The organism is Mycobacterium sp. 4858 (assembly GCF_900240975.1).
Lineage (GTDB): Bacteria > Actinomycetota > Actinomycetes > Mycobacteriales > Mycobacteriaceae > Mycobacterium.
This window is the reverse complement of record NZ_LT968775.1, coordinates 587528-614287: the sequence shown is the minus strand read 5'-3', so window position 1 is coordinate 614287 and position 26760 is coordinate 587528. Positions and strand designations below refer to the sequence as shown.

General features: G+C 63.3%; 28 protein-coding genes, 2 tRNA genes and 1 pseudogene. 12 read left to right on the top strand and 19 right to left on the bottom strand.

Going from position 1 to position 26760, the window contains the following annotated elements:
• Positions 1 to 58 precede the first annotated feature (58 nt).
• A complete protein-coding gene (locus C1737_RS02805) occupies positions 59 to 490 on the bottom strand; it encodes a nitroreductase family deazaflavin-dependent oxidoreductase (RefSeq protein ID WP_102417158.1) in 432 nt (143 codons plus the stop codon).
• 122 nt (positions 491 to 612) lie between these two features.
• Here C1737_RS02805 and C1737_RS02800 point away from each other — a divergent pair, with 122 nt between their 5' ends.
• A complete protein-coding gene (locus tag C1737_RS02800; protein ID WP_102417157.1) occupies positions 613 to 1629 on the top strand; it encodes a YihY/virulence factor BrkB family protein in 1017 nt (338 codons plus the stop codon).
• On the opposite strand, the gene C1737_RS02795 is transcribed toward C1737_RS02800, so the two are convergent.
• Complete coding sequence (locus tag C1737_RS02795; RefSeq protein ID WP_102417751.1) at positions 1630 to 1842, bottom strand: DUF3072 domain-containing protein; 213 nt, start codon at positions 1840 to 1842, stop codon at positions 1630 to 1632.
• Positions 1843 to 1952: 110 nt separating this feature from the next.
• On the opposite strand from C1737_RS02795, the gene C1737_RS02790 reads away from it, so the two are divergent.
• Positions 1953 to 2456, top strand: a complete 504-nt coding sequence (locus C1737_RS02790; RefSeq protein ID WP_067917460.1) for a DUF2505 domain-containing protein — start codon at positions 1953 to 1955, stop codon at positions 2454 to 2456.
• Positions 2457 to 2471: 15 nt separating this feature from the next.
• Here the strand turns inward: C1737_RS02790 and C1737_RS02785 are convergent, their stop codons facing one another.
• Both C1737_RS02785 and C1737_RS02780 read right to left on the bottom strand, forming a co-directional pair.
• The gene (locus C1737_RS02785) at positions 2472 to 2795 is read right to left on the bottom strand and encodes an STAS domain-containing protein (protein ID WP_067917575.1); all 324 of its coding nucleotides are present in this window, start codon (positions 2793 to 2795) and stop codon (positions 2472 to 2474) included.
• Positions 2795 to 5365, bottom strand: coding sequence for a SpoIIE family protein phosphatase (locus tag C1737_RS02780; RefSeq protein ID WP_102417156.1), 2571 nt, complete (start codon positions 5363 to 5365; stop codon positions 2795 to 2797). Before C1737_RS02780 ends, C1737_RS02785 begins: the two co-directional genes overlap by 1 nt.
• 122 nt (positions 5366 to 5487) lie before the next feature.
• Here C1737_RS02780 and C1737_RS02775 point away from each other — a divergent pair, with 122 nt between their 5' ends.
• The 3 genes from C1737_RS02775 (at position 5488) to C1737_RS02765 (ending at position 7131) form a co-directional block, all read left to right on the top strand.
• Positions 5488 to 6183 (top strand): Type 1 glutamine amidotransferase-like domain-containing protein, encoded by a 696-nt coding sequence (locus tag C1737_RS02775; protein WP_102417155.1) that lies wholly within the window; start codon positions 5488 to 5490, stop codon positions 6181 to 6183.
• A gap of 168 nt (positions 6184 to 6351) precedes the next feature.
• Positions 6352 to 6744, top strand: a complete 393-nt coding sequence (locus C1737_RS02770) for a heme-binding protein (RefSeq protein WP_102417154.1) — start codon at positions 6352 to 6354, stop codon at positions 6742 to 6744.
• A gap of 87 nt (positions 6745 to 6831) precedes the next feature.
• Positions 6832 to 7131 (top strand): hypothetical protein, encoded by a 300-nt coding sequence (locus tag C1737_RS02765; protein ID WP_082974769.1) that lies wholly within the window; start codon positions 6832 to 6834, stop codon positions 7129 to 7131.
• A 21-nt stretch (positions 7132 to 7152) separates the two neighbouring features.
• On the opposite strand, the gene C1737_RS02760 is transcribed toward C1737_RS02765, so the two are convergent.
• On the bottom strand, positions 7153 to 8055 hold the full coding sequence (locus C1737_RS02760; RefSeq protein ID WP_102417153.1) for a YgcG family protein: 903 nt from the start codon (positions 8053 to 8055) through the stop codon (positions 7153 to 7155).
• 114 nt (positions 8056 to 8169) lie between these two features.
• Between C1737_RS02760 and C1737_RS02755 the strand changes: the two genes are divergently transcribed.
• A tRNA-Cys gene (locus C1737_RS02755) sits at positions 8170 to 8243 on the top strand.
• Positions 8244 to 8276: 33 nt separating this feature from the next.
• Here C1737_RS02755 and C1737_RS02750 read toward each other — a convergent pair.
• From C1737_RS02750 to C1737_RS02730, 5 genes are all read right to left on the bottom strand, one after another.
• Positions 8277 to 8660 (bottom strand): YchJ family protein, encoded by a 384-nt coding sequence (locus C1737_RS02750; protein WP_068091363.1) that lies wholly within the window; start codon positions 8658 to 8660, stop codon positions 8277 to 8279.
• A 30-nt stretch (positions 8661 to 8690) separates the two neighbouring features.
• Entirely contained in the window at positions 8691 to 9230 is a 540-nt protein-coding gene (locus C1737_RS02745; protein ID WP_369807511.1) for a hypothetical protein, read from the bottom strand.
• 78 nt (positions 9231 to 9308) lie between these two features.
• On the bottom strand, positions 9309 to 10412 hold the full coding sequence (locus C1737_RS02740; protein ID WP_102417151.1) for a cytochrome P450: 1104 nt from the start codon (positions 10410 to 10412) through the stop codon (positions 9309 to 9311).
• A gap of 167 nt (positions 10413 to 10579) precedes the next feature.
• Positions 10580 to 11188, bottom strand: coding sequence for an LGFP repeat-containing protein (locus C1737_RS02735; protein ID WP_102417150.1), 609 nt, complete (start codon positions 11186 to 11188; stop codon positions 10580 to 10582).
• A 157-nt stretch (positions 11189 to 11345) separates the two neighbouring features.
• The gene (locus C1737_RS02730; RefSeq protein ID WP_067917444.1) at positions 11346 to 11996 is read right to left on the bottom strand and encodes an HAD-IA family hydrolase; all 651 of its coding nucleotides are present in this window, start codon (positions 11994 to 11996) and stop codon (positions 11346 to 11348) included.
• Positions 11997 to 12163: 167 nt separating this feature from the next.
• On the opposite strand from C1737_RS02730, the gene C1737_RS02725 reads away from it, so the two are divergent.
• On the top strand, positions 12164 to 13411 hold the full coding sequence (locus C1737_RS02725) for a bifunctional 2-polyprenyl-6-hydroxyphenol methylase/3-demethylubiquinol 3-O-methyltransferase UbiG (protein ID WP_102417149.1): 1248 nt from the start codon (positions 12164 to 12166) through the stop codon (positions 13409 to 13411).
• Between the two features lie 226 nt (positions 13412 to 13637).
• Here C1737_RS02725 and C1737_RS02720 read toward each other — a convergent pair whose 3' ends face one another.
• Positions 13638 to 14735 (bottom strand): cytochrome P450, encoded by a 1098-nt coding sequence (locus C1737_RS02720; protein WP_102417148.1) that lies wholly within the window; start codon positions 14733 to 14735, stop codon positions 13638 to 13640.
• A 677-nt stretch (positions 14736 to 15412) separates the two neighbouring features.
• On the opposite strand from C1737_RS02720, the gene C1737_RS26545 reads away from it, so the two are divergent.
• Complete coding sequence (locus C1737_RS26545) at positions 15413 to 16759, top strand: HEPN domain-containing protein (RefSeq protein ID WP_142393416.1); 1347 nt, start codon at positions 15413 to 15415, stop codon at positions 16757 to 16759.
• A gap of 1 nt (position 16760) precedes the next feature.
• Here C1737_RS26545 and C1737_RS26540 read toward each other — a convergent pair whose 3' ends face one another.
• The 6 genes and pseudogenes from C1737_RS26540 to C1737_RS02695 all read right to left on the bottom strand — a co-directional run.
• On the bottom strand, positions 16761 to 17366 hold the full coding sequence (locus C1737_RS26540; protein WP_142393415.1) for a hypothetical protein: 606 nt from the start codon (positions 17364 to 17366) through the stop codon (positions 16761 to 16763).
• 93 nt (positions 17367 to 17459) lie between these two features.
• Entirely contained in the window at positions 17460 to 18065 is a 606-nt protein-coding gene (locus tag C1737_RS02715; RefSeq protein WP_102417147.1) for a uracil-DNA glycosylase family protein, read from the bottom strand.
• Positions 18062 to 19366, bottom strand: a complete 1305-nt coding sequence (locus C1737_RS02710) for a site-specific integrase (RefSeq protein ID WP_102417146.1) — start codon at positions 19364 to 19366, stop codon at positions 18062 to 18064. Before C1737_RS02710 ends, C1737_RS02715 begins: the two co-directional genes overlap by 4 nt.
• A gap of 708 nt (positions 19367 to 20074) precedes the next feature.
• A complete protein-coding gene (locus tag C1737_RS02705; RefSeq protein WP_142393414.1) occupies positions 20075 to 21190 on the bottom strand; it encodes a helix-turn-helix domain-containing protein in 1116 nt (371 codons plus the stop codon).
• Between the two features lie 167 nt (positions 21191 to 21357).
• A tRNA-Ile gene (locus tag C1737_RS02700) sits at positions 21358 to 21431 on the bottom strand.
• A 4-nt stretch (positions 21432 to 21435) separates the two neighbouring features.
• Positions 21436 to 21666 (bottom strand): annotated as a pseudogene (locus tag C1737_RS02695) (site-specific integrase); the annotation flags it as partial.
• A 291-nt stretch (positions 21667 to 21957) separates the two neighbouring features.
• Here C1737_RS02695 and C1737_RS27005 point away from each other — a divergent pair.
• The 4 genes from C1737_RS27005 to C1737_RS02675 all read left to right on the top strand — a co-directional run bounded on the left by C1737_RS27005 (position 21958) and on the right by C1737_RS02675 (position 25504).
• Positions 21958 to 22263, top strand: coding sequence for a hypothetical protein (locus C1737_RS27005; RefSeq protein ID WP_233214628.1), 306 nt, complete (start codon positions 21958 to 21960; stop codon positions 22261 to 22263).
• Between the two features lie 175 nt (positions 22264 to 22438).
• A complete protein-coding gene (locus tag C1737_RS02685; RefSeq protein WP_102417144.1) occupies positions 22439 to 22894 on the top strand; it encodes a hypothetical protein in 456 nt (151 codons plus the stop codon).
• 307 nt (positions 22895 to 23201) lie between these two features.
• Complete coding sequence (locus C1737_RS02680) at positions 23202 to 24074, top strand: alpha/beta hydrolase (RefSeq protein ID WP_158243943.1); 873 nt, start codon at positions 23202 to 23204, stop codon at positions 24072 to 24074.
• A 173-nt stretch (positions 24075 to 24247) separates the two neighbouring features.
• A complete protein-coding gene (locus C1737_RS02675; RefSeq protein WP_102417750.1) occupies positions 24248 to 25504 on the top strand; it encodes a DUF4010 domain-containing protein in 1257 nt (418 codons plus the stop codon).
• Between the two features lie 12 nt (positions 25505 to 25516).
• On the opposite strand, the gene C1737_RS02670 is transcribed toward C1737_RS02675, so the two are convergent.
• A complete protein-coding gene (locus tag C1737_RS02670) occupies positions 25517 to 25906 on the bottom strand; it encodes a DUF732 domain-containing protein (protein ID WP_068091377.1) in 390 nt (129 codons plus the stop codon).
• 362 nt (positions 25907 to 26268) lie between these two features.
• Positions 26269 to 26691, bottom strand: coding sequence for a DUF732 domain-containing protein (locus C1737_RS02665; RefSeq protein WP_067917436.1), 423 nt, complete (start codon positions 26689 to 26691; stop codon positions 26269 to 26271).
• Positions 26692 to 26760: the final 69 nt, after the last annotated feature.

Sequence of the window (26760 nt, the reverse complement as noted above, 5' to 3'; positions counted from 1 at the left end):
TCATCGCCGCGATGCTCATGTCGGTCATTTTGCGACAGGCGACCCACTGGCGGTGCTGTTATTCGGTAACCAGTTCGAACACCGGGATGAGCCGGTCGGTGCGCTCCTGGTACTCGCCGAACCCCGGCGCGCGCTCGACGACGATCCGATACACGGAATCGCGCTCGTCGGGCGGCAATTCACGCACGGTCGCCGGCTTGGGGGCCTGCGAGCCGATCTCCACAGTCACCCGTGGGTTGGCGCGGATGTTGTGCACCCATGCGGGGTTGTTGTCCCGGCCCGCGGCGGACCCGACGACGTAGATCCTGCCGTCCACGTCGAAGTAGGCGACGGGATTCACTCGCTGCGCACCGCTGCGCGCACCGGTCGAGGTCAACAGCAGCAACGGAAAGCCCTCGAACTGTCCGCCGACCTTGCCGCCGTTGTGGCGGAACTCCTCGATGTTGCGCTCGTTGAATTCGCGCTCGGAGCGCTTCACATCGTCGGCCATCACCCCATCCTCGCAGGGAATCCGGCGGCGAACTGACCCACGGTTGACCGTCGCCGAATTCGGGTATCACCTGGCAATCCCATCGGGGGGATCCGCTTCCGCTGCGACGAAGTGAGCACGAGATGGTCGGCTGGCTGGACAGGCTGCAGCGACGAAACCGCGCCGCGGGCGTGGTGATCGCCGTCGTTTACAAATACCTCGACGACCAAGGCGGATATCTGGCCGCATTGATCACCTACTACGGCTTCGTGTCGCTGTTCCCCCTGCTCTTGCTGTTGACGACGGGCCTCGGGCTGATCCTCGCGGGGCGCCCGGATCTGCAGCAACAGGTGCTGCACAGCACCTTGAGCCAATTCCCCGTCATCGGCAACCAGTTGCATGAGCCCGCAGGCCTCAGCGGCGGCACCGTCGCCGTGGTCGTCGGCATCGCAGGTGCGCTTTACGGTGGCCTGGGCGTCGGTCAGGCCGTGCAGAATGCGATGGACTCGGTATGGGCCGTACCGAGGAACAAGCGTCCCGACCCGTTGCGCTCCCGCGCGCGCAGCCTGCTTCTCTTATTGGTCCTCGGCTCGGCCGCCCTGGCCGCCACCGCCCTGTCCGCGGCCGGCCAGGCCACCGGGGCGCTGGGCGTATTCGGAAAGATCGGCGTCGCACTGGTCGCCGTGGGAATCAACGCACTGATCTGCCTCGTGGCCTTCCGGGTGACCACCGCCCGGGGGCTCACCTATCGCCAGGTATTGCCCGGAGCGCTTGCGGCAGCTGTGATCTGGCAGGTATTGCAGTGGGGCGGAGCCGGTTACATCCGGCACACGGTGAAGACGGCCAGCGCCACCAACAGCGTCTTCGCTTTGGTGCTGGGATTGTTGGCCTTCCTGTTTCTCATCTCGTCAACACTGGTTTTGTGCGCCGAAATCAATGTCGTTCTGGTGGAACGGCTTTACCCGCGCGCCTTGCTCACGCCGTTCACCGATGACGCGGAACTCACCCCGGCCGACCGCAAGACGTACACCAAGAAGGCAAAAGCCGAACAGGTCAAGGGGTTTCAACGCGTCAGCGTCAGGTTTGGAGACCTCGCCCGCAAGGCGGGCCGGCCCCGTACGCCGACGCCGCCGACGATCCGGAGCCGGCCCGCCGGCTAGTCAGTTGCCGCGGCCCGTTTCTTGCTGTAGCTCGTCGATGAGCTCCGACGCCTGGGCCTTGGTCATGTCGTCGGGCACCTCGCGCTTGGCTTCCTGGGCCAGGGTGTGCACGTAGCTCCGCTGGGGACCGGTCATCGGCTCGTCGCCGGTCACCCACTGGGACGGGTCCTTCTCGGGATTTTCGCCGGCCGCCTGTTGCGTGTCGTCAGTCATGTCTTCCACCTCCGCGCAGGGGAATAGCCATCGCACGTACGTTCGAAACATGGCTTGGGTGTGGCAGGCGTCGCAGCCAGGACCCGTCGCATTTTGGAAGAATCGATGCCATGTCGCGTTCCTTCGACATCCTGATCGAGTCGCCGGTGAGCGTGGAGCAGATCCACGCAACGTTCGGCCGCGAGGACTATTGGCTGGCCCGCCTTCGGGTCAGCGATGCTCCCACGACCCTGGATTCACTGGTCGTCGACGCCGACGGCACGGTGGCGGTTCGCGCGACCCAGCACGTGTCTCGCCAGCTACTGCCCACGCTGATCGCCAAAGCCGTCCCCGGCGAGCTCAAGATCGTCCACAGCGAGACGTGGCGACCAAGCGGGGGCGGCGAGGTCCGAGGGCAGATCAGGGTGGTGACCTCAGGCGGCGTGGGATCCGGCCGTGCGGAAGCACGGATGGCGCCGACCGACGACGGCACGCAACTGCGGTTTGCCGTCCAGGTGGCGGTGAAAATCCCGCTGGTGGGCCGCAAGCTCGAGAAGTCGATGGAAGCCGACCTGGCCGAGAGCATTCCGGCGTTGCAGCGCTTCACGACCACCTGGATCGCCGAAAATCCCTGAGACCTGAGAGGCTCGTCAGCCGTCCGCGATGGGCGAGGCGGGCTCGACGGCGACGAGTTCGGTGAGTCCGCTGATGGTGAGGATGGGCATCAGGATCGGGTGGGCGATCAGGTTGATGTGGTTGGCGTGGGCGAACAGGGCGTTGATGGCGGCGCTGTCCAGGTACTCGACGCCGCTGAGGTCGACGGTGAGCGGGCCACCCCCGGCGGCCTGGCCGCTGGCGGCGGTGAGGGCTTGAACGAAGGCGTCGATGTTGCTCAGGTCGATCTCCCCCGCGGCGACCAACATCAGTTCCCCGTCGTTGCGGCGCGCGGTGTCGAGGGTGAGCGACGTGGGCATCACGTGATCCTCGCGGATAGACGGACCGTGGTTCCGGCGGCGTCGGGGTCGATGGTGACGTCGTGCATGAGCCCCCGCATCAGGGCGATACCCCGGCCCCGATATGGATAGCTGGCCGGCTGCGGGGGCTTCCACGTGCCGGTGTCGGTGATCGTCAACTGCACTTGGTCCACCAGTGCGGTCGCGCCGAGGCTGATCGTGCCCTCGGGTTTGTCACGATGACCGTGCTCGATGGCGTTGGCGACGGCCTCGCCGGCGGCGACGAGCACGTTCATCGCCTGCTCTGGGTCCAACCGGGTCCGAGTCAACCAGTGGCGCAACGCCGTTCGGGCCGGGGCGAGGTGGCTGACGTCGGCGGGGAAGGTCAGCTCCAGCGGCGCGGGATGGCGGTAGAGCAGCAGGACGACGTCGTCCTGATAGCCGCCGCCGGGAGCCAAACCGGACATGATGTTATTCGCCAAGTCGTCGAGGGTGGAGCTCCGTCCGTCCTGCACCAGCGTCGCGGCGCGGGAGATGCCATGTCCCAGCGCGGTGCGGCGGCGTTCGACCAACCCGTCGGTATAGAGCAGCAGGGTCGCCCGCGCCGGCAGGATCACCCGACCCTCGGGGCGGGGCCAATCCGCACGCACCCCCAACGCGATGGTGTGACCGTCGTCGAGCATCTGCGTGGTGCCGTCCGCGTGGACCAGGATGGGCGGCGGGTGCCCGGCGCTGGAATACACCAGCTCCCCCGTCTCCGGGTTGAGCACCGCGCAGACGGCGGTGGTGCACTGGGCGCCGGGCAACCGCGCCGCGAAGCGATCCATCCCGGCCAAAGCGGCGCCCGGGCTTGGGTTTTCGAACAGCAGCGCCCGGCAGGCGCTGCGCACCTGGCCCATCACGGTGGCGGCGGCCAGGCCGTGCCCGACGCAGTCGCCGACGACCATCGCGATGCGCCCGTCGTCCAGGTCGACGATGTCGTACCAGTCGCCGCCGACCTGGAGCGGCCGGCTGGCGGCCTGGTAGCGCACCGCGAAGCCGTGCGGCAGATCGGCGGGGCCCAGGATCGCGTGCTGCAGCGCCAGCGCGGTTTCGCGCTGCTGGTCGACCTGATGGACCCGCTGCAGGCCCTGGCCCAGGCGGCCCGCGAGGACCGTGAGCAGAGTCTGGTCCTCGAGGGTGAACGCCCGCCGCTCGGCCAGATCGATCCACACCACGAGCACGCCTTCGGGATGCTGCAGCGCGATGCCCGCCGTCCCGGCGTCCCCGGTGCTGGGGGTGAGGAGGTCGCCGTCTCGCAGTGAGCTGAGCGTCTGTTGGGTGGCGGGCGGCAGTTCATCCCACTGCGCGGACTCGCCTACCGATACGACTTGCGGTGCCGCGTAAGCGGTTTCGTTCGACGAGCCGTGAGTTGGGAAGGTGACCGCAACGACGCGACGGGCCCGCCATAGTCGGCGCAACTCCTCGGCCGCGGCGTTGATCGCCTCGTCGACGGTGTCGGCTTGCGCGAGTTCCTGATTCAGCGCGTGTTCGCGACCCGCCGCCAGCGCCAGGGCGATGGCCGCGTGCCGGGCGAAGTCGCTGACCAGTTCGAGGTAGTCGCTGCCGAACGGGGACTGCTGCGGGTCGCGGGCGACGGCGATGACGCCGAGCACCGCGCCGTCGGCGATCAGCGGCATGACGATCGCGGAGCGTTCGCCGACGTCGGTGAATCCCTCGATCGGGTATTGGAAGGAATCGGTGATCAACGGCAGGCCTCGCCGCGCGACACCGCCGGTGGTGGAGCCGTCCATCGGCACCTGGCGACCGATCACCTCGGAGGAGTACCGCCCGGCCGTCGCGGCGACGACGAGGGTGTTGACCTCTTCGGCGGGCAGGTCGGGCTCCTTGGGAACCAGCAGGATGGCCTGCTCGGCTCCGGCCAACTCCAGCGCCCGGTTCACGATCAGCTGCAACGGCCCGGTCTGTGGGTCGCCGGACAGCAACGCGGTGGTGATCTCGCGGCTGGCCTTCGTCCACTTGGCCGACTCACGTTCCCGCTCGAACAGCCGCGCGTTGTCGATGGCCGCCGCGGCCGCAATCGCCAGCGCCCGCACGGCGGCGGCCTGGGAGTCGGTGAACACCCGGCCGGGGCGATCGTCGACCAGGTAGAGGCTTCCGAAGTCGGCCGCCCGCACCGTGATCGGCAATCCCAGGAGTGCCCGCATCGGCGGATGGTGGGCTTGCAGCTCGCCGGCCTGCGGATGGGCACTCACGTCGTCGAGGCGCAGACCGTCGCCCACCGGCAATTCGCCGAGTTGCCGCGCCGTTTGCTCGTCGATGCCGGCGCGGACGAAAGTGGCCAGGGTGCCGTCGGGAGCGCGGATGCCCAGGGCTGCGTAGCGGGAGCCGGTCAGCTCGATCGCGCCCGTGACGATGCGATGCAGCGTCACGTCCAGGTCGAGATCGGAACCGACTTCGCTGATGACCCGCACCAGTTGTTCCATCTGGTCGCGAGCCGCCACCAGCTCGTCGAGTTGTTCGTGTATCTGGCTCACCAGCTCGCGCCGGCCCTGCCAGGTGAACGCCGATCCACCCCCTTCGTTGCCCATGGATACAAACCTAACCGTTCACCTGAGCGATCCCTACGGGCGGCGTTGATCGTCAAGGCCGGACATAGGGGGTTTACTCGGTCTTGACCACGCTTTGAATCGCCCCACCGACGATGGCCGTTATGAGTATTGCCCCACTACATCAGCCGCTTTATCTGCTGGCGGACAGCCAGCTGCTGTTCTGGAGGCGGCGGGGCCGACTGCTCCTCGAAGAAGCCGTCGAGCGGTTGGCCGGGGCCACACCGCCGAGCGCGGCCTACCTTGGCGCCTCTAACGGGGATCGCCCCGAGTTCTACGACATCTTCGAGGCGGCGATGGAAGCCGTCGGGATCACCGACCGTCGCATGATCGACTCGTCGTTCGACCGCGCAGACCGCGCCTTCCTCAAGGGCGCCCAGCTGATCGTCCTCGCGGGCGGCGACGCGCGTCTCGGCTGGCACACGTTCGAGGAAACCGGCATGAGGGACGTCATCCTGGACCGGTACGCCCGCGGGGCAGTCCTGGTGGGCATCTCGGCCGGCGCCGTCCAGCTCGGGCGTTACGGGATGGTCGAGGCACCGCAATCCCCCGAGCCGGGGCTGTTCGACGTGTTCGGTCTGGTCCCCCTGGTCGTCGACGCGCACGACGAGCGAGCCGGGTGGGCACGGCTGGCGCGGACCATCGAATCGCTGGGTGGAGCGGCCGCCGGGCTCGGGATCCCCTCGGGCGGCGGAGTCATCGCGCATGCGGACGGCACCATCGAGGCCCTGCGCCGGCCGGCCCACAAACTCGTCTTCGACGGCGTTCGCGTCGTGCGCTCACCCATGAACGCCGAATAGGCAATCTGCTGACGGTTGGCCGTCCTAGTAGTGACTTTCGGCCCGAGTAATGACCCTCGCGGCGTGCCCAGAGTTGACACCATGCCAATTGCAGCTCGACTCAGCTTGAAGCGGGCGGCAACCGACATCGGTCCCGGCCAGGTTCATCGCCGGATAAAGGAGCCAGTCATGTTCCTCGCATCTCTGTTCACGCGCCGGCTACTGGTCGGGGCGATCGGCGCCGGCGCGCTCAGCGGCACCCTGCTATGTGCGACCGCGGGGACCGCCGTGGCCGATCCGCCGCCCCGGCCCCCCAACTGCACGGCAGCCGACATGGCCGGCGTTGCGGCCGGTGTGGCCGCGGCGCTCTCGACGTATCTGTACACCCATCCGGACCTCAACGGGTTCTACACCGGCCTGCAGGATCAGCCCAAGGATCAGATTCGGGAGGACGTGCAGCAGTACTTCAACGCCAACCCGCAGGAGCAGTCCGATCTCGAGAACATTCGCCAACCGCTGGCTGACATCAGGCAACGCTGCCAGTGGACACCGCTACTCGGGCAGGTCGGCGCGACTCCCTGACTGTCGGGCTGTGCGAGCATGCCTTACAAGCGCCCTCGATTCGCCTCCGGTGCGCGTGAGCGCAGCCGTGATGGGAAGGAGATCCCGATGAACGTGCGGTCTTGGACTGCAGGTGCGCTGGCGGCGTTGGCCTTTGCCGCCATTCCAGAGATCTATGCCGTCGTGCAGCCCGCCGGCGTGGCCAACGCGGACGTCTGCGCAAGCGTCGGCAGGCGTGTTTCCGTGAGCGGGTGCACGAACATCGCCGATACGGTCAACGCCAATGTGACGCCGCCGGAGGCGTATGCGCCGCTGCCGCAAGACTTTCCGCCACCGCCGCCACCGCCGCCCCCGGTCAACGTCTGTGTGGGAGGCGGCCGACGGATTCATGTGAGCGGCTGCTTCTGAGGCCCGCGGTTGGCGCAAAGATCATCGGGTGGATGCGGAGCCCCGGCCTCGTGGTGGGCGGTGCGCTGCCAGCACGTCGGTGTTCGCGAGCGTTTGCGCCTGCGCGGCCAGCGTCGAAGCCCGGTTGGCGTGGGCGATTGCTTCAGCGGCATTGTTCGCTTCCTTGGCTTGCGCCGCCGCGAAATGCCTTTTCGCCTCGTCGACTCGGGCCAGCGCCCCGGCGCCGACGCTGTCGTGATGCCGGGTGACGTAGTCGGAGATTTGGCGCAATCTGGTGTCCGCGGTGGACAACGCCTGCCCCGCCGAATCGGCCACGCTGATCTGGCCATCGCCGGGGTCGACCCGCCGCGGGGCACGCCGGCGGCGGCGCACCCGATAGAACACGAGAAACAGCACGACGATCAACACCAGGACGCCGAGTCCGATCGCGATCGGCACCCACATCGGCTTTGAGGTGCCCACCGCCTTGTTCAACCCGTCCGCCGCGGCGACCGCAGCACCCGCCCAGTCTTTGACGGCCACCGCGGGTTCAATCTGGTTGCTGCGCAGACTGTTCAGCTCGTCCGGCGTCACTGCCGTATTGGGCGGCACCGAAAACGCGTACAGCTTCGTGTTGGTGGCCACCGCCAGCAGCGCGTCGTGGTCGCCCAATCCGCTGGCGCCGCGGGTTCGCTCGGCCCAGTTATCGGGTTTGAACCTGGAAAAGTTGTCGACGTAGACCACCCACAGCTGAATATGCCGATGGCTGTAGAGCCGGTCGATCGCCGCATTGACCGCCGCCCGACCGGGATCCGTCAACGCCCCGACGCCGTCGGTGACGTGGTCCATGAGCTTGGACGGTGGTTGCGCGCCGGCGGGGGCGGGCATCAGCAGTCCCGTCATGAGGATCGCCAGGAGTGCACTGATCAGGCGAGCAACGCGCATAGGGGTAATTTAACCGGCGATTCCCGGTGGGGCGCAGACCGCCGCCAGGCCAATCGATCAGGGTGAGGAAAACGGTAGGCGGCAGGCGCACGCGCTGGAATGCTGATGGTTCATGCGGGTGTGGCTGAGCGGCTAGGCAGCGGCCTGCAAAGCCGTATACACGGGTTCGAGTCCCGTCACTCGCTCCATCAGGCGACCGGAGCAACCAACCCTTTCCCCGGTCATTCCGCGGCGGCGGCGTCGAGGTAGAACCATCGGCCGGCGCGGCGCTCGAAACGACTGCGCTCGTGCAGGCTTCCCGCGCGACCCGCGGACTCGAACCGGGCCGTGAACTCCACCTCACCGAAATCGTCGTCCGGGCCGCCCTCGCGCAGTTCGATCACGTTCAGGCCGGTCCATCTGATACGCGGGTCGACCGTCACGTCGGCCGGACGGGTGCGCGGATGCCATGTGCGGAACAGATAGTCGGCGTGACCGTAGGCGAACGCCGAGTAGCGCGATCGCATCAGTTCCTCAGCCGAACCGGCTTGTGACTCGCCATCGTGAAGCGGTCCGCAGCACACGCGATAGGTGGCACCGCCGCCGCAGGGACACGGTTCGTTCACGCCGACAGCTTGTCAGATACCTATGGGTTGCTAGGTGTGGACTTTCCAGCCCGCCAGCGGGGTGGGCGCCGCCGGAGCGTTGGGGTCGAGGAATTCGACGTAAACGTCGCCCTGGGCGACGCTGGCGTCGTAGGCGATGAATCCGTGAGCGGTCTGGCCGTTGGTGACGCTTCCCGAGCGCAGCGGCGGCGTCTTGTTGATCTTCTGGTAGTCAATCGTGGGTGAGGCGCCTTGGATGTCCCGATACGGGTCTTGCCGCCACGGCGACGACGCGGCGGTCACTGAGGTCTGGCTGTAGCTGAAGGGTGCATCGGACTTGCCGACGATGGTGAGCTCGATGACGTTGCAGCCCCCGCCGCTGAGCGAGCAGCCGGACGAGACCCAGTTCGCGTTGTTGAGGGTGACGTCGGCGGTCGCGCCGCTGTACTCCGTCACGTGGATCGTGGTGCCGGCTTTCCCGGTCGGAAACGGCGACTGCTGGGGTGTCGGGTCAGCGGCGACGAGGGGCGCCGTCACGCACGCGGTTACCGCAAGCACTGTCGCGACCGCTGTGCTCGCAGGAGTCGATATGGCCACCCGCAGACGATAGCGCGTCGATCGAATGGACCACTCTGCCGAGGAAGCAGCGGGCACCTGATCCGTGCCTGGTCACGGCCCCGGTCGCCACCTGAGCGGCACCTGACCCGGGAACCATCCCTCGAAGATCTCATTGGGCGCCGGGTTGTAGGGCTTGGGATGCCACGCGTTGGGGACATCGCCACCATCTGAGTCGAACCAGAAGAACGGGACCTCGGCAAGCCAGACCTCGAAGAACATCTCCAGCAGGTCCCGGGCCAGGTGCGAGGCCGGACACCGGTGCGGGCCTCCGCCGAAGCTCCAATGCCGTTGCGGGCCATCCAGTTTGATGCTGTGGCCGGACATGTCGTCGGCCTCGTCACGATGAACCAGTCCGACACACAGATGGATGGGAGACCCGGCCGGGATGGTCGTTTCGCCGATCGTCACCCTCCGAGTCGTTCTTCGTGAGACGGTCTTCGCCCCGCCGTCCAGCCGCAGCAGCTCCTCGATGAACCTGCGTTGCCGGTCCGGGTTTTCGCGTAGCTCGCGCTGAAGCATCGGCTTCCGCGCCAGCACCGCCAGCCCGGCCTTGATAGCGAACGACGTGAAAACCAGACCGCGCAGCACCGCGCCGATGATGCCCAGCACTTCTTCGTCGGTGAGCGGTTCGGTGGCGAGGCGGCTGATCACGTCGGGGCCACCGAGCGGTGCTCGGCGGATCGCCCCGACCAGCATCGGGTTGACGGCTTCGATGGGGGTGTCCGTCGGCAGCCCACAGACCGCGACGAATGCCGCGCGCCACACCACCTCGGCGACGCGCGCCCCGTCGCAGCGGTCGAGCTTCGTCGCCACGGCATCGACGCATTTTTCGATGATCCCGCGCACGGGACTCAGCATTTCGCGCGAATTGACCGGATTGAACAACAGGTCGACCATGATTTCCCGGTACGGCCCGAACGGCGGATTGCCGGGCATCAGTTCGCTTTGGCGGCTCGCGAAAAGATCGCCATCGCGGACGGCGGCGAGGACGTCGTCGCGCCGCCACAGCACGTAGGTGCCGTCCGGCTCCTGCAGCACCCGTCGACCGGCCCGCTGGGCGGCGGCCAGCCACTCTCGATAACCCGCGGCCGCCTCTTCGTCGGACCGCATGGCGTGCTCGACGGCGGAGGCCGCCTCGCCACCGGACCCGGTCACCGCCTACCACCTTTCCCATCGCCGCGTCAGCGGCGCCAACTGCGACGTCGAAGGCGTCAGTTTATCGCCGGGGAGGCTGGCGGCGCCCCCGCGCGGAACTCAGGTGTTCGCTGTGCAGCAACACGGGCCCGTGGAGTGCGCCCGCCCGCCGCGCGACGAATTCAGGGCTACAGCCCGGACGGTACGACCTTGCCGTTGACCGTCACCTGGAGCTGGTCGGTCGTCGGGTTGTACGCGATTTGGCCGTGCTCGAAGTTGGACACGAGCGCATCGCCGACGGTGTTGGCGTCGCTGGTCGGGGAGCCCAGCGGGCCCGCCGACCCGTTCTCACCGGTGATCGCGGGTACGCCGGACGGGTCGCGTGGCACGTTCCAGGCCTCCCGGATCTTGCCCAGCGTGATGTAGGCGGGCGTACCGGCGTCGCCGTTCTTCGCGGTGATCACGCCGCCTTGAAACTGCTGGAACACCAGCCCGCTCGGTCGGGTGCCCGCGTTGTGGTCACCCGTCAGGGGCTTGCCCAGAGCGTCCTTCTGACTCTGCGTTGCCGACGCGTACTTCGCAGCGATCGGTCCGGTCAGCGTCACCTCGACCCCGCGCTCCCCGGCGAGCTTCACTTCGGTGGGCGGCGCCGGCTGTTGAGGTGCGGAGGTAACGCTGACCCCGGCCCGCTGCGGCACCGACGGGCTGGCGCTTTTGGTATCGGCGCAGCCCACGGCGATCAGCGCGACGGCGGCCAGGCCAACGACTCCCGCGCGGCGGTATGCGATCGTTCTCATCGGCGTCCTCTCGCTTCATGTCAGTGGCGCAGGCGGCCACGGTCGTTATGGCCGCGGACGAACTTACAGCGCGGGCACGGGCCGCAATCCGTGGGCGGCGCGCACACCGGTTGTGGGGCGAGGCATCCGAGAAGAGGCCGGCAGAGTTCGTACCGCTTCAGTTGATCAGCAGGGCGACACCGGTATCGGTGACCTCGACGTCAACGCAGGAGAGATCGCCGACGACGACGTCGGCGTCTGCCAGTTCGGTCGCGTGGTGAGTGGTGGTGACGGCAAGCACTTGCGCCCCCGCGGCCCGCCCAGCGCCGACGCCCGCGGGCGCATCCTCCACGACCACGCACTCCTGGGCGTCGAGGCCCAGCGCGGCGGCCGCCTTGAGGTAGCCCTGGGGGTTTGGCTTGCCGTCTGCTACATCCTCTGCACCGATCAGCAATTTCGGAGCGGGGAGCTGCGCCGCCGCCAGTCGGGCGGCCATCAACGAGCGCGGACCCGAAGTCACTGCGGCCCAGTGACCATGTGGGAGGGCATCAAGCAGTCGGCGTGCTCCCGGTAGCGCCACGACACCGTCGAGATCGGCCAGCCCTTGCAGAGCGAGTAGCCGGGCTGTCGCAGCGACGCGGTCGTGTGGTGCGACGAATTGCGCGACGGTGTCCTCGGTCCGCCTGCCATGGCACACCTTGAGCACCTCTTGGTAGTCGACGCCGTACTCGTCGGCCCAGGTGCCCCAGGAGCGTTCGACGGTGGCGGTCGAGTCGACCAGGGTGCCATCGATGTCGAACAAGATCCTCTTGCCACGCAGCACCGCCATAGGCTGCACCCTAACGGGGGTGGGCCCCGGCACCGGCGGGATGTGTCTCTGACCACATTCGCCCCGTGGAATGCGCTGGCTCACAGGACACTTCATTGAGCTGCCGCGTCGGCGCCGCGGGCACGCTGACGACGGGAGCGCTACGCGTCCGCGATCGTTTGCCCTCAATGACGCTTTTCGACAGCGTTCGAGGCGCCCGGGTCGAAGCGGTGGGGTCGGGACCGGTGAGAACCGCATGTCACACGGGCTTTCGCTCGGCGGCCGAAGTGGCGAGCCGCGGCCGCGTCATTCAGCTGGCCGTCTTTGCTTTACGCGCGTTGAGCAACGATGTAAAGGCGAACCAGGGAAATTTAACGGCTCTTTCGCCAAATATCTCTATTCGCAATGCACTGATACCATGCTTTCAGTCAATTGCTTTGGCCTCCGCCTGCCGCTACCCAACGATGCCGCGCCAGGCGTTTGAAGCGTGCGTGACGGAAGGATTGTTGGTGCGAACAGCCACCACACGAGCTCAATACGAGTTTATTCACGGGATTTTGCAGCACGAAACCACCGCCCTGAACTTTACTTTGTCGGTACTGGAACACAGTTACAAATCCCATTTTCCCGATTATTCCGACGACGTGCGAGCGACCCTGGAAGACGTATCCAAGTACTTGCTGGCGGCAGATAATGGGCGTGAACTTTACCAAGCGGCCGAAGAGGTGCACACACGATTCTTCACATCCGAGGGAGACGGGTCGTGGTTCAGCGAGGGCTACTCGGCGTATAAGTCACAGCGCAAGCCGGTGCAGGACTTCAAGAATTTCGCGGATGCCATCAGCGGAAGCATGGTGCTCGATTTCGGCAGCGGCCGCGGTCATTTAGCTGCGCTGGTCGCACGTGCCGGCTACGACTGCTACACCACCGACGTCATGGACTACCGCGGCGCCGACGCCGCACATCTGCCGTTTCGGCAGATGGCTTCGCCCGTCGACGTGCCCTATGCGGACGACATGTTCGACAGTGCGATCATCAAGACCGTCCTGCATCACGTGGACGAACCCGACTTGATTCCGTTGCTGAAAAATTTGCGACGTGTCGCGCGGCGGTTGATCATCGAGGAAGACACCTACGCCGTCCCCGCGGCCCCGTCCGGGGTTGCGGCGGGGCAAATCGAGCTGACCGAATTCACCAAGCTCGACGAAAGCGATCAATTTCACGCGCTGGTGCTTATCGATTTCTTTGGCAACGCCGTCGCCCAGGGTCTGGTCGACATGAATTTTGGTTGCCAATTCAAGCGCATCGACGAATGGCACTCGATATTCAAAGGCCTGGGTCTTCGAGTCGTCGATACCGACGTCGTGGGCTTCCGCCCGGGCAATATTCACAAAGCCTGTCAGGTTCGCTTCGTTGTCGATCGCGAGGAGTTTTAAGCCGGTCGTTCAAGCCCAGGTTGATCGGGAAATGTGGACGCGGTGCACTCGGCGGAATCGACCCCGGCGCCGCAGGATCGGCACGACCTGATCGATGAACGTCGTAAGCTCTTGCGGCAGCGTCGATCCCAGGACGGTGAGCCCGTCGACTGCGCCTGCGCCCTGCCTACGCGACCCCATGGTCGGCCAGCTTCTCCGGCATGCGGCTCAATGCGTCCTTCGCTTCTCACGTCGGCCACTGCAAGGGCATGGCGGTCGGGCCGAGTCGGGTGCTGTCATCGCCGACGTTCAACTCGACGTGGCCCGGCGCCACGGTGAATCCGGGGATACGACGCACGAACTCGGCGACGAGGACGCTCAGCTGCATTCGGGCAACGTGCATTCCGAGACATCGCCGCGACCCGGATCCGAATGAGTAGTACGGGCGACCGTGGACTTTGTCGTCGCTGTACGTTATGAGGTAACCGCCGTCCAAATTCAACGTGCGCAATGAGAGTTCCAGTTCGGTTAGCGGCGGCACCTTCACCCCACCGATGGTGATCTCCTCCAGGGTGACCCGCGGGCAATAGCCGATCGGAGAGTAAAGGCGCAGCACCTCGTTGATAAACGTTGCGATTTGATCGGGGTGGCGGATGAGGAGTGCCCGCAACTGCGGGTCGGTGGCCAGCTCGAACAGGGCAAAACCGATTCCCGCGGTCGTCGTCTCGATTGCCGCACCGAACAGGAGCAAGACAAAGCTCAGTATTTCCACTTCCTCGAATTCACCGCGGACGGCGGCAATGATCCCCGGCGGCCTGGCTGTGGAAATTGCTTGGCTGACGTATTCGATCAGGTCGGCATGGAAGGGCGCGCTCCTGGGGAATTCCGCTTGCCGCGCCAGTAAATGCAGCAGCCTCTCAAGGCTGCCTGCCGGCAATCCGAGCAGCGTCAGCAATGTTTGGGCCGCCAGCCGGCGGCCGATCTCGCCGACGGCCTCGCACTGGCCCTTCGCGGCCACCCCGTCGACGAGCGCCACCACGTGTTCCTGGATGGATGGCGTGAGCCACGCCAAAGCTCGTGGCCTGAACAGCGGGTCCAGGAGCGCCCGGTACCTGGCGTGTTGGGCGGGTGCCGCGCCGGTGGGTACCCAGGGGTGAGCGTCGTCGTGGCCCCGCATCGGATGGGTGAGTCTGGTCGTGTCGTGCAGAAGCGCCACGATCTCCTCGGGTCGCGTCGGGCAGATCGTGCCGCGGCGGGAAACGACCAGCGGGCCGGTTAGCCGCGCCTCGATCTGCTCGACGCGCTCATGAGCCCGGCTCAACTGCCATATGAGCCGTGTGGTCATGTCGCGTCTCCATTGCGCCGCAACGCAGTTCGGTTACAGACTCTCGCCGAGCGCGTCGCCCGCTGCGCGACCTTAGCCTTCGCGTGCGCCGCAGCGCGGACCCGATGAGACGATAGAAATCCTCCGGACATGTCGCCGTCGACCTCTCGGCGGTTGTCGGACCTTCGGGTAGAGGCCCGGAACTTTCAAGCTTAACGGCTGGTGAACCGCCCGGTGGGTCCGGAGACTTCGGACATGCTGGAGCGATCAGCCACCCTCAACTCCCTCATCTAGGGAGCGTCAAGGATCAGCCGAAACACTGTCAAGCCTCACCCGGAACCGAAATGTCAAGCATCAGCCGAGGTCATACAAACAGGCGGTGGGGCGGGCGGGGCTCGAACCCGCGACCAACGGATTATGAGTTCTGCCGACCTGCGGTTTTGGACCGAATCTAGCGGTCTACCAGCGCGTTTGGGCGATCCATCTTGAAGCGTTGAATCCCTTGTCCTTCAACAGGTTTCATTGAATCAAGGCATTCAAAAGTTCAGATTGAATCATCGATGCAGGTCAGAACCACCAAGGCGGGGTTGCGTAAGAGTTGCGTAACGGATCGTCGGTCGGCGGGTTTGCTGGCCGGATCGCAGATTGATTCGGCGTGGTTCATTCCTGACCGTTGAACCGGCTTGTAATATGCGGAAATGGCTGACGAGTTGCAAGAGTTGATGGATGGCACTACCGGCCATTTCTGGACAAAAATAGACGATATATTGAAATTTGCAGAAGCCGCCAACGGGCATGTTGAGCTAAAAGATGACGGCCTTTGGCACATCGAAACACTGACAAGCCTTGAATTGGTACGCAGTCTGTACGCATCATCCACGGCAACCCGAGAAATCCCGAGGGCAATATACGGATCTACCAAACCAGCAGGCGCGGTGTTCTATGACGTTGCAGGGTTGAGCAGCAACAACATTATCGGTGGCGTTAGAGCGTCATCTGCCGCGTATCGACTGAGCTCCGTTCTATGCGGTGTAAATCTACGAAATGTCGCGAGTGACAAACTGACCAGGATGCTGGTAACTTTCCCGAAAGTGATGTTTTGGTCTGGGATCGGAGGTGTGGCTACAAAGGCCGAAAAGGACGAATTGGGTCGCTTACAATCTGTGGATGCTAAGCTCCGCCGCGCAAAAGCCATATCGGCTCCCGTACGGCGCAGTATTAAATTGTCATTCTCATCACATTGGTCGATGACAGGACCGGATGACGTACGACTGCTCAAAAATCCGCTGGCAGTCATCACCGAGAGCGCTAGGCCTAAAGACTGGTGGGACCACCTAGAACCAATACTTGCAGTGCAAGATTTAATTAATATGGCATACCAAGGCTTTGTCGTTGCCGACGTCGGCACCGCCGATATTGAGGTCAAACAAGAAGACCCGCGCGCCAGGTCGCCTGAACTCTGGATTGGCCGGATAATGAAAGTACCGCCAGGCAGCGCAGCACCTGAATCCATGAATGAGTTTCCAGTTTTTAACCTTCCCCAAATTGGTGGTATCAGAGGGGTAGATGGATGGATCGAGCTAACCCACAAATATGGGCGCGCCACAGGTCCGATCAGTAAAATATATCGCTTCGGTACTGGTTTGGCAGCCGAAACAAGATGCATGGAAATTGCTGCCGCCATCGACTATTGGTCTGAGATTCACCGCCGAAGCGGAGCGGCTTGGGCAGACCGCACTAACGGCACGCTTACAGAGGTTTTGGCCAAATTCGTAGGACCGGCTTTCACGGAGTTCGTCGGCGATATTAAAGTCTGGTCAAAGATCTTCCGCGATACCTACAACCGTATCAAGCACGAACCGGTTTTCTCGTACGATGCTGAAGATGTTTACACCGTCACACGCTCAGCAGAGATTCTACTCCAGTCAGCACTACTCAACCGCATCGCGCGTCACAAGAAAATGACTCATATAGTCTGCAATAGTCACCGCAATCATAACATTGGCGTTGAAGTCAGAAAAATAGTGGCGCGGGGCCAACTATAGGCTAATCCGAGATTTCGGGCGAATAGAGTTCTCTGCGAGCCGCACGGAAAAATTTTCGTTCAGCCGCCTCATACGCAATGCGCTTCGGATCACGCTCAATCTCAATCTTTAATTCAGGCTTGCCATCCGCTCCCAGAACAGCTGTCGACTTGAATTTCACCCTGATTTCATCGTCAGATGTGAGACCACTAACAACCCGCTCGACGATATCTTCCTCCACCACTTTCGCGTATTCCGCAGCGGCATCATACAATACCGGCCGGCATATTACCTCCAAACAACCACGGCGAAACCACATTTCTGCAAGCAATGCGTGCGCTTCTTCGGTTATGGCAGTAGCGTCTTCCACTAGTCCAAGGATAGGAATCTTTGAAGTCAGAGTGCGAGCACGCTGCACAACTTCGATGAAATCGTTGATTGCTTTGTGTCGGTCGACGCGGAGGGCACTTGCTTGAGTGGCGCGGGAAATATTCCTGTTTGTTCGGCTAATGAGGAACTGGCCCACAACGGTGGCGACGCCGCCAACCAGGCCGCCAGCTAGAGCGATTAACAATTGACTTACTATTGATAACTGCTGTGCAACTTGATCAGCGGCATAGGAAATCATTGGCTTGACCGCCCACCCATTGAGACCGCGTTATTGACGGTTGGTGCGCCCCCCAGAGGTCGCGCTAGGCTTGCTGGCTGTGAAACATCGCTACTAACGGGCATCGAAAGCCCACCGCAACGCGCTAGCCAAACCAGCAATGTACTGCTGCTCAAGAGAATCATCGTGCTGCCTCAAGATCCATGATGGATGCGGCATAAAAAGATAGTGCCGATTGTTCGGCGCTTTAGTTTTGGGAGCGGTAAACGGCTGCCACGGCAGCTTCTCTACATCGCCATACTCCTTCAACATGGTATTTTCCGCGTCTCCACCTAACCCGATCACTAGCTTTGGCCTGACAATCTCTAGCTCTTCAAACAAGTAATCCTTACAATTCTCGATCCATTCGGGGTGCGATTTTTTTGCCTCGGGCGGCGGGTGACAGTGAACGACGTTGGTGATAAAAATGTCGGGCTTGTACAATCCGGCAATTTGTAGGCTCGCGTCGATAAGACGGCCACTGCCGCCGGTGAACGGAACTTTTGTGTCCATGCACTTTTCGCAGAGGCTTTGACCCACAATCACGACCGGCGAACGAATAGAGCCGAAGCCCGGTGCGGCTTCTGTCTTACCCGGTTCGTTCAATCCATCGCACTTGCTGCACTGCTCAATCGTTATGGCAAGGTCTCGGCGGCGCTGGTGTCTGTTCATGCCGGTCATGCGTTGCGCCTGTTCAACGGCACTACATTCGATTGCACTGCCACAGGCCTCGCCAGACCTGCGGGCTGGGAAACGTCGTCATTGATGTAGTCGCCGTAAACGTCCAACGTCAGCGTGAAGCTGCTGTGCCCTAGCCACTTTGACACCCGCTTGAAGTCAACGGCTGGATTGGCCGAGAGCAGATTGACCGCGAAGCTATGCCGCAAGTCATGAAACCGTGCCGCTGGCAGACCCAGCGCGGCCTCGCCAGGTTGCATGAATCGTTTGTAGAAATTCGATGGGTCAACCGGTCGAGACCAATCGAACCGCTCCCCCGAAACCTTGACGTTTCTCCCCTGCGCTTTCGCGGCGGCTAGATCCAACCGGCCGGGGAACAACGGCGCTGTCGGTTCATCTGCTCGCGGGTGGTTGGCAAGGTAACCCCGTAGGTCTTGGGCTAGCCAGTGCTCTAGCGGCACCGTTCGCGCCGACTCATCCGTTTTGAGCGGTTCTGTTGCCCACTTGCCGCCGCGCTTGGTTTTGGCCCGCTCAACCCGCACCGACCCGCCCGAATCAGTCAGGACCACATCGCGGATCTCCAGACCCGCCAACTCAGAGGCACGCAAGCCGGTGAAGCCGGCAAAAGTGACGAACAGCCCGTAGGCCGGTAGACCCCTATTTGCGACGTGATCGGCCAAGGCGATGATTTGGCTACCTGTAAGCGGAGTATGGCGAAACTTGGACGCTCGTCGCTTAGACGAGGTTGTGAGCTTCACCAAGGCGGGATTCGCCATGATGGCGTTGTCCAGAACCGCGACCGCACAGATGCGCCGCAGGACACCAAGGGCTTGCTTGGCGGTCTTGGGGCTTCGTTTAGCTAGTTCTCGCTCATCGGAATCATCTTGCGAGTTGGCATAGCGGTTGGAATCCCCCGCTAACAGATCAGAGAACCACGCTGAGACGTCGCTAGGCAGGATTGATCCGATGGGTCTAGATCCGAAGGCATCGGCAATGTGGCGATGGTAGAGCTTGCGGTACCCGACCAGGGTCGCATCGCCCATGGTTGGCGCAGCAGCATCGAAGTAGCGGGCGGCATACGTTCCCAGCGGGGTCACGGCCTTGTCGCGTCTAGCGGAAGGGTCGTGCCCGGATTCAATCTCACGCTCTATGTCGATCTTGCGGCGCTCGGCTTCTTTGGCCGTAGCAACTGTTTCGGAGCGCTGGCGGTACTGACCCTTGATCGGTGAACCGTAGTCATCTTGGGCGTTCTCGCGCCAGAGGATGCGAAACTTCCCGTTGGGTAGCTCCCGAATGTATGCCATGACTACTTACCTCCACGCGCTAGAACTTTTTGAATGGTGCTGACTTGCCAGGCTGCTCCCCCACGTGCCGTAGTCAAGGTCGCCGGCGACTACGAGATTCCAGATGTCCCGAAGTGATCGATGCACCGGATACCCGCTAGGTGCCGATAATGATCCTGTGCCTATCGGTGAAGCGCAGCTTCGCGAACGGTTCGATACCGCGAGCGAGTTCGGTTCGCCTGAAGGGTTCCCGCAAGATTATTGCGCCAAGTCGCCACAACCGGACAAGATCATAGGCGCCGTTCAAGAGCTCTGAATGCCGGGCCGGGCCAACTTGTCTACTGGCAGACAGGTTCACGTGTGAACTTGAGTGGCTCGCCGCCCCCCGCCGGTTGCGTGGGGCAGCCTGGCTAATCGGCATGGTTCAATCTGTGGCTTTGAATCGCGTTACTGTTCAATCCGGCCCTTTGGCACCTGGCTTCCAGCAGCCAAGTCGAAAACCGGCTGCTAGGGACCTACGCTGCGCGGCCAGAACGGGCATCTGCGTGGCCTGGCGGCAGCCGATGGCGGCCAGTGTGGCAGTGACGCGAGCGCCGCAACCACGGCGGGGTCGTCAGAGGCAAATAACTCAAATTCCGGGGCGGCATATCTAACCTCATCGATACCGGTTTAGACGGCGCAGATGGACGATTCGTACCTGCATGCCAGGCTGCCGCGCGGGCCGTCCATCTAAGAATGCTTCTTGATGACCCGGCTCACAGTGCTGGTAGAACAGCCAACTTCGGCAGCAATCGCCTTTAGAGAATTGCCCTCTTGGCGTAGAGCCATAATTGATTGTTCGCGGATTGCCGTGGCGGCTTTGCGCTTCGATTTGTCAGGAATGCGTATGACGATGCTCATCTTTCGGGAATCGGGACCGTGCGAAGCTTGGTTGGCCCGCAAGATGTCCATGATGACTGAAAGTTTATGCATTCGAGACAGTCCGGCATGTTCGTTAGGGCGCGGTATTCCGGTGTCGTTGTAGTGGCTCGCGTTGATTCCAATGAGGAACGACTGGTGATAGTTCTTAGATCCGATTTGTGCCCGAGCGGCAGTTTTGCCGTCGCCCGTAGGGATCAGGAAGTCCATCGGAGCCATGCCGCGTTGGGCAACGTATACAGGACTTCCTGAGTTGCCGCTTGTTGAGAAGGCATCGAATAATACCTGATGATTACTATCCTCTTTTGCGGGCGCACCTTTGCCCGAGCGGTAGTCGGTTTGCGGATCACTAGCGATCAAGCCGGAGCGCATCACTGGTCTTATCTGCAGCTGGTCGTACCAGATAGGATAACCAGGGAAGACAACGAACTCTCCCGGTTGTAGTTGTGGCCACAGTTTTTCGCATTTCAAGAGCATTTCCCAACTGATCGCATGGTTTAGCGTGATGTCAGTTGGACTATTTTCAGCGATGAATTTCGCTATGTCACCATAAATTTCAGCGGTAGCCTCTAATGGTGCTTCCGGCGTCGATGCAATCGGAATAACTGCAACGTCAAGCAAAGAGTCCGCGTGATATAGCGGCTTTGGATCGGTAATGATATGCTCGCATCGCAATTCCTTACTTTGCCACCATTGCATCTTGATCGACTTTATCGTTGACCCTTTATTTTCCAACTCGTTGTAGAAGACGGCATCAACTATGTGGCGATTGGTGACCAATGCCAAACGATTGTCGCCGGTGGGAAACTCCACGAGAAATCCGGTTCCTGCAAGGTCGGTGCAATGGGTTCCATCACTTGAGAAGTGATGCGTCGCCTCTAACCTGCACGCCGAGTAGAGCTGCTGTGCGCTGAAACCAGTATCCACGGCTGCACGGTACGCCGAACCGCCGACAATGACGGTTTGCCAACGCCGGTTTGTACCTCGGCTGCACCATCAGTTTGCGTAAGACTTGCGCAAATTTGGGTCAAGTCGGAGGCCCGCCGACCGCCCACAGAGGTCACAACAGGCGCTCTAGCTGCAGCAACTATCGGTGGGGCGGGCGGGGCTCGAACCCGCGACCAACGGATTATGAGTCCGCGGCTCTAACCAACTGAGCTACCGCCCCTATGCTAACTAGCTGCGGATATGTTCTCGACTCTAACTGGATCAGCTTCCGAATACCGCAGTGACACCGCAGCGCCTTCAATGGCCTGTCCAAGGGCATCTGCCACGCCCGCGAGGTCGTCGCTGAGCAGGTGGCCATAACAGTCCAAGGTCATGAGCGCAGTGGCGTGTCCTCGTAGCCTCTGCACGACCTCGACATTAGCGCCCGCACTGATCGCGAGCGATGCCGTGGTGTGCGGACGGGGTTCCCTGGCCGCTAGGGACTTCGGGCTCTAGCGAGCGTATGGACGGGCATCGAGACTGAAGCTGCAATTTAGGGCGTCGAGGCCTGGAAGGGGACGGGTTGAATACCAGTACGTGTGCCTTCGACAAATTCATTCTTCATGCTCACCCGACCCAGCACGCACAGTGAGCGGGAACGCGAGAAGGCCGAATGCGGCACCGTTCCAGCTGCGACCGAAAGGTCCAGCAACGCCGATCCGACTAGGTCGTAAATGACCTGTAGCTAGCCATAAAGGAAACGCAACATGAAGCGCGACGTCTGCAAATTCTTGTCTGGATCGTGTGCCGCACTGGCTTACGTACATGCCGCGTATGCCGTGGCGACAAAACGCGGCATCGTCGACGAGCCCGTCTTCCTCGGCAGAAGCTGGGGTGTCGGATACATGTGGACCGAGGCCGCTGTGTACTCCGTGGCCAGTCTGGCACTCGGGTACGTCGGGTGGATCTCCAAACCTCAAGAGCAGCCGCAGAAGCCGGCAACGTTCGCGATGGATGGGCAAAGCAAGCAACCCGGGGACGCAGGTGACCAATCTCAGTTTGTGGCCCGCTGAGTCATGCCGAAGAGCCTCGCAGCCGAGCTGCGCTGCAACCGGCAGGCGGTGCTCACGACCCGAACACCCCGGATGCTGCGCACCACCCGAAGGCACCCACACATCCCTATCAAAGGTGCTGCTGAGGCCGCATCGTTCGCACCCAAAACACAGCCCAAAAAAGGAAAGTTCAGTCATGTTCAGGCACAACATTCACAAGCGCTTGGGTGCCGCCGCTGTCGCGGCTGCGGTTCTTTTCGCTGTGGGGACACCTGCAATCGCTGACGCCGTCTACCCCGGCGTCCCCGAATGGTATGCACAGGCCAAAGTGCACTTCGACAATACGAGGAACTATATGCAGGCGATGATTGATGCGATCAACGCCAAGGACGTTGCCGCTACGCGGTCAGCGTGTTCATCGGCCCACGACGAATTAGCCATCAACCTCCAGGCCCACTTGCCTACGCCGGATCCAGCACTGACTACTGCGTTGCAGTCAGAGATCGATGACGTTCACGCCGCGATGCACATCTGTATGTCGCTTGGGCCAAACAGCACCTCAGCCGATCTGGCGAATGCCGATTCAGTTATGCAGCAGGCAACTCTCCACATGAAAACTGTCGACGCCATTCTGGCCACAGACCTAAGTTGAGGACGTAGCCTGTCGCGGCGGCCGCAATCGGATTGACAACATGCCTCTAGGCCGGGTGCAGGGCCTGCGACCCCACGAACCGGTATCTATTACTGCCGACCGGCCCCAATCGATTTGTAAGGAAATGAACTCGCGGGTAGGTCGCGGATCTCGGTGTGCGCCAGCCAGTCACGCCTGCTTTAGCCGACGGGATTCGAGGGCCAAAGACCCCTTTCCCGCTGCCCAAAGGCCCTCATCCGCGTCGTAGCAACCGCGGCACACTCGGGGACGCGAGTAGTCGTGACCGGAAGCCGAAATGAGGGGTCGAGTGCCACAAGACATCTCGAAGCTGATCCAACCCACACGCGACGAGGTCGAAACGATCGGCTTCCGATCAGGAGTCCTTGGCCTTCACGGCCGACTTCGGTACCAGGCCGACGACGCGCCGACTGTCGTGTTGCTCTGCGGGCTGGGTTTTCACACCTTCGAATATGAGCCGCTCGCCACCGAATTGGCTCGCCGGGGCATGAACTCGCTCAGTTTCGACTTTCGCGGACATGGCCGCAGCAGCGGACCACGCGGCCGTTGGACGCTCGACGAACTTGTCGCCGACACCGTGGCGGCAATCGACTTCCTACGGCAACGCCACGGGGGGCCGATCGGCCTGTTCGGCAACAGCCTAGGTGCGATGATCGCGATAATGGCAGGCGCCCGCGATGAGCGCGTCATCGGTGTCGCCGCCGCCAACACTCCGGCGCGGGCGACCGAGTGGGCACTCAGCACACCCTATCGCCGCGCGTTGTTCGCCCTGCTGCAGCTTTTCGCGCCGGTCGCTCCGATCCGGATCAGTGTCAACCCATTCCTCAAATACGAGCAGCTGATCGACGACCCCGCGTGGCTCTCGGTGATCCGACGCGATCCGCTCATCCCCGACGCCAGGCGCCTCTCCGCGCCCGCCTTGCGCGCCCTACTGCAAACTTGGGACGGCACGGAGGCGGTGCGCGGCCTGCACAAACCGCTATTGGTTATCCAGGGACGGAACGATCATCTTCAACCCCCACGGCAGTCGGAGCTGGTCTATGCCGCTGCCAATGAGCCCAAACAGTACAAGCTCGTCGACACCGGTCACCTCCCGCACCTTGAGGCGCCGGCCATGCTCGCCGAAATTCTTAGCCCGTGGCTGTCCGACATCAGCCGGTAATCCTCATGGATGACTCGACTGGTAAGCGGACCGACAGATGATGGCTTGTCAGACACCCGCGATGCCGCTGTTGCGTATCGAGTAAGGCTATCCAGCCGATACCGCGTTTCCAGTGGTGTGCGGGCTAAGTTGTCGACGGGTGACGAGGACGGGTCTGCTGAATAGGAGTCGTGGTGAGCTGGCAGCAAATCCAGCCGTTCCTGGTGGCGCTGGCCGTCGGGTTGCTGCTCGGCCTGGAGCGAGAACGCAGTCACGGCCGCAAGCTTCCCGCCGGGTCGCGTTCGTTCGCGCTCCTGTCACTGGTCGGGGCCATCGCCGCGAGCTTCAATCAGTGGATCGTGCTCGGCGGTCTCGTCGGTATCGGGGTGCTACTGGGGCTCGCCTACTTTCGCACCAGCACCAAAGACCCGGGAACCACCACACTGTTCGCCGCGCTCGTCGCCTACCTGCTCGGTGCGGTCGCCTACACCCGCCCGACGGTCGCCGTGGCCCTCGCCGTGGTCGTAGCGGGGCTGCTGGTCTCGAAGACCCGCCTCCATCGGTTCGCCCGCGAAATCATCAGCGACGTCGAACTAGAGGACGCCATCAAGTTTTTCGTCGTGGCGTTCGTGATCCTGCCGCTGCTGCCCAATCGGCCGCTCGGACCTTTCGGCGTGCTGAATCCGGAGAAGGTGTGGCTGCTGGTGGTGCTGCTGACCGGTATCGGCTGGTTGGGCTATATCGGCGTTCGAGCGCTCGGGCCGGAGCGCGGCCTGCTGGTCACCGGTTTGGCGGGCGGGTTCGTCTCGGCCACCGCGACGACCGCGTCGATGGGCAGGCTCAGCCGGACCGCCCCAAGCTTGCGTGCGCCGCTGGCCAGCGCCCTGCTGGCCAGCCTCGCTACCTTCGTGCAGCTGCTCATCGTGATCGGGCTCGTCGATGTCGACGTGCTGCGCCGCCTCTGGCCTCCCGTGGTCGCCGCGGCGCTCGTCCTCGTCGGCGTCGCCGCGTTCGTCTACCGCGGCGGCACCCGGGCCCAGCAACAGAAGCCGGAGCAGGGCGACACCCCCGCAGTGACCAAGGAAACCCGGCCTTTCACCTTGCGGCCCGCCCTCATCCTGGCCGGGGTACTGACCTTCGCCCTGCTCGTCGGCCGGTGGGGCGCCGCCGCGCTCGGCCCGCAGGGGCTGGTGCTTGCCACGTTCGCCGCCGGTCTCGCCGACGCCCACGCCGGGGCGGTGGCCGCCGCCAGCCTGGCGGCCAAGGGTGACGTCACCGTCGACACGGCCTTGGTCGCCATCGCCGCCGCGCTCGGCTCCAATCTGCTCGTCAAGACGGTGCTGGCCTTCACCGCGGGCGGCCGCCGCTTCGGGCTCGGGTTTCTCGCGGCCACGGCCGCGGCCGCCCTGGTATTCGGCGTCGCGTTGACCGTGGCCGTGACCGCGGTATGAGGCGAGCGGCCCCTATGCGGGCGCGGGTTGCCCGGGCGCCTGCCGCGCGGCTTGATCCTTGAGCCTGGGGATCAAGTCCGGCGCGTAGACATAGATCGCCGACTCGACCTCCCACTCCGCTTGGGCCTGGCTCATCGGCGTGGTGTTGGTGATCATGTTCACCAGCTCCTGCGCCTCGCCGAACGGGTTCGGGTTGGCCCGCACCTGATTGGCGAACCAACGCCCCTCGGCGGCCTCGCTGCAGTCGTTGAAATCGGCGTTGTGCACCATCTTGTTCTGCGCCAGCAGCTTGATGTACTGGTCGTCGGCCGGGCTCATGTTGCACGACGCCGATGCGTGCGGCGCCGACAGCACGGCACCGCCGAACATCGCGGCTCCCAGCACGACACCGGCCGCCCCCACGGCCAGCACTTGTGCGCGCGATCGGGTAGTTGTCACTTCTCCGAACCCCCTTGTCGTGGAATTAGCTACGTGTCGTTTCGCGCTGAACAGCGGGTACCACCAACGCCGCGCGGGGCAAACGCGTGCTCTTCAAACAATGAATGAACAACCGGTGCCAAATCCACGGCGAGAGTTGGAAATACGACAGTAAGCTGAACTCCGGCGACGCGGCTCGTGGCAGGACAAGCGAACGCGCTTCGGACCCATCACCCGCGCCCGCAGGAGCGGGTGTCCTGCCCTCAAGTTAGCTGGGTAGGCAGCGAGATCCCCGCAAGCCCGTCACAATTCCTGCGCGGACGTCCAAGCGGGTGAGCAGCCCTTCCCTACTCGGACGGCCAGTTGAAGTGCGCGGCCTGATCCTTGATCTTCGGGATCATGTCCGGCGCGTAAACGTAGATCGCCGACTCGACCTCCCACTCGGCCTGCTTCTGGTCCATCGACGTGGTGTTGGTGATCATGTTGACCAGCTCCTGGGCCTCCCCGAACGGATTGGGGTGGTTCCGTACCTGGTCGGCGAACCAACGCCCCTCGGCGGCCTCGGTGCAGTCGCTGAAATCGGCGTTGTGCACCATCTTGTTCTGCGCGAGCAGATTGATGTACTGGTCGTCCTTCGGGCTCAGAGTGCAATTCGCCGAAGCCTGCGGCGCCGACAGCACGGCGCCGCCGAGCATCGAGGCCCCCAGCGCAACGCCGGCAGCCCAGACCGATGACACTCGCATGCGCGAGCGCGAACGGGTGGTTGTCATCCCCGAACCTCCCTCTGCGCGGGGTGCTCCCCGACGCTAGCCAAGCTTTGTGTGGCGACAATTAGCCGA

What these genes read in the sequence shown, in the direction of transcription:
- C1737_RS02725 (WP_102417149.1), top strand. Translation starts at nt 12,164, where the DNA reads ATGACGCTTTTCGACAGCGTTCGAGGCGCCCGGGTCGAAGCGGTGGGG.
- C1737_RS02665 (WP_067917436.1), bottom strand. Translation starts at nt 26,691, where the DNA reads ATGACAACCACCCGTTCGCGCTCGCGCATGCGAGTGTCATCGGTCTGG.
- C1737_RS02785 (WP_067917575.1), bottom strand. Translation starts at nt 2,795, where the DNA reads ATGCCCACGTCGCTCACCCTCGACACCGCGCGCCGCAACGACGGGGAA.
- C1737_RS02735 (WP_102417150.1), bottom strand. Translation starts at nt 11,188, where the DNA reads ATGAGAACGATCGCATACCGCCGCGCGGGAGTCGTTGGCCTGGCCGCC.
- C1737_RS02685 (WP_102417144.1), top strand. Translation starts at nt 22,439, where the DNA reads ATGTTCAGGCACAACATTCACAAGCGCTTGGGTGCCGCCGCTGTCGCG.
- C1737_RS02800 (WP_102417157.1), top strand. Translation starts at nt 613, where the DNA reads ATGGTCGGCTGGCTGGACAGGCTGCAGCGACGAAACCGCGCCGCGGGC.
- C1737_RS02760 (WP_102417153.1), bottom strand. Translation starts at nt 8,055, where the DNA reads ATGCGCGTTGCTCGCCTGATCAGTGCACTCCTGGCGATCCTCATGACG.
- C1737_RS26545 (WP_142393416.1), top strand. Translation starts at nt 15,413, where the DNA reads ATGGCTGACGAGTTGCAAGAGTTGATGGATGGCACTACCGGCCATTTC.
- C1737_RS02765 (WP_082974769.1), top strand. Translation starts at nt 6,832, where the DNA reads ATGAACGTGCGGTCTTGGACTGCAGGTGCGCTGGCGGCGTTGGCCTTT.
- C1737_RS02715 (WP_102417147.1), bottom strand. Translation starts at nt 18,065, where the DNA reads ATGACCGGCATGAACAGACACCAGCGCCGCCGAGACCTTGCCATAACG.
- C1737_RS02730 (WP_067917444.1), bottom strand. Translation starts at nt 11,996, where the DNA reads ATGGCGGTGCTGCGTGGCAAGAGGATCTTGTTCGACATCGATGGCACC.
- C1737_RS02805 (WP_102417158.1), bottom strand. Translation starts at nt 490, where the DNA reads ATGGCCGACGATGTGAAGCGCTCCGAGCGCGAATTCAACGAGCGCAAC.
- C1737_RS02710 (WP_102417146.1), bottom strand. Translation starts at nt 19,366, where the DNA reads ATGGCATACATTCGGGAGCTACCCAACGGGAAGTTTCGCATCCTCTGG.
- C1737_RS02775 (WP_102417155.1), top strand. Translation starts at nt 5,488, where the DNA reads ATGAGTATTGCCCCACTACATCAGCCGCTTTATCTGCTGGCGGACAGC.
- C1737_RS02720 (WP_102417148.1), bottom strand. Translation starts at nt 14,735, where the DNA reads ATGACCACACGGCTCATATGGCAGTTGAGCCGGGCTCATGAGCGCGTC.
- C1737_RS02790 (WP_067917460.1), top strand. Translation starts at nt 1,953, where the DNA reads ATGTCGCGTTCCTTCGACATCCTGATCGAGTCGCCGGTGAGCGTGGAG.
- C1737_RS02780 (WP_102417156.1), bottom strand. Translation starts at nt 5,365, where the DNA reads ATGGGCAACGAAGGGGGTGGATCGGCGTTCACCTGGCAGGGCCGGCGC.
- C1737_RS02795 (WP_102417751.1), bottom strand. Translation starts at nt 1,842, where the DNA reads ATGACTGACGACACGCAACAGGCGGCCGGCGAAAATCCCGAGAAGGAC.
- C1737_RS27005 (WP_233214628.1), top strand. Translation starts at nt 21,958, where the DNA reads ATGAAGCGCGACGTCTGCAAATTCTTGTCTGGATCGTGTGCCGCACTG.
- C1737_RS02770 (WP_102417154.1), top strand. Translation starts at nt 6,352, where the DNA reads ATGTTCCTCGCATCTCTGTTCACGCGCCGGCTACTGGTCGGGGCGATC.
- C1737_RS26540 (WP_142393415.1), bottom strand. Translation starts at nt 17,366, where the DNA reads ATGATTTCCTATGCCGCTGATCAAGTTGCACAGCAGTTATCAATAGTA.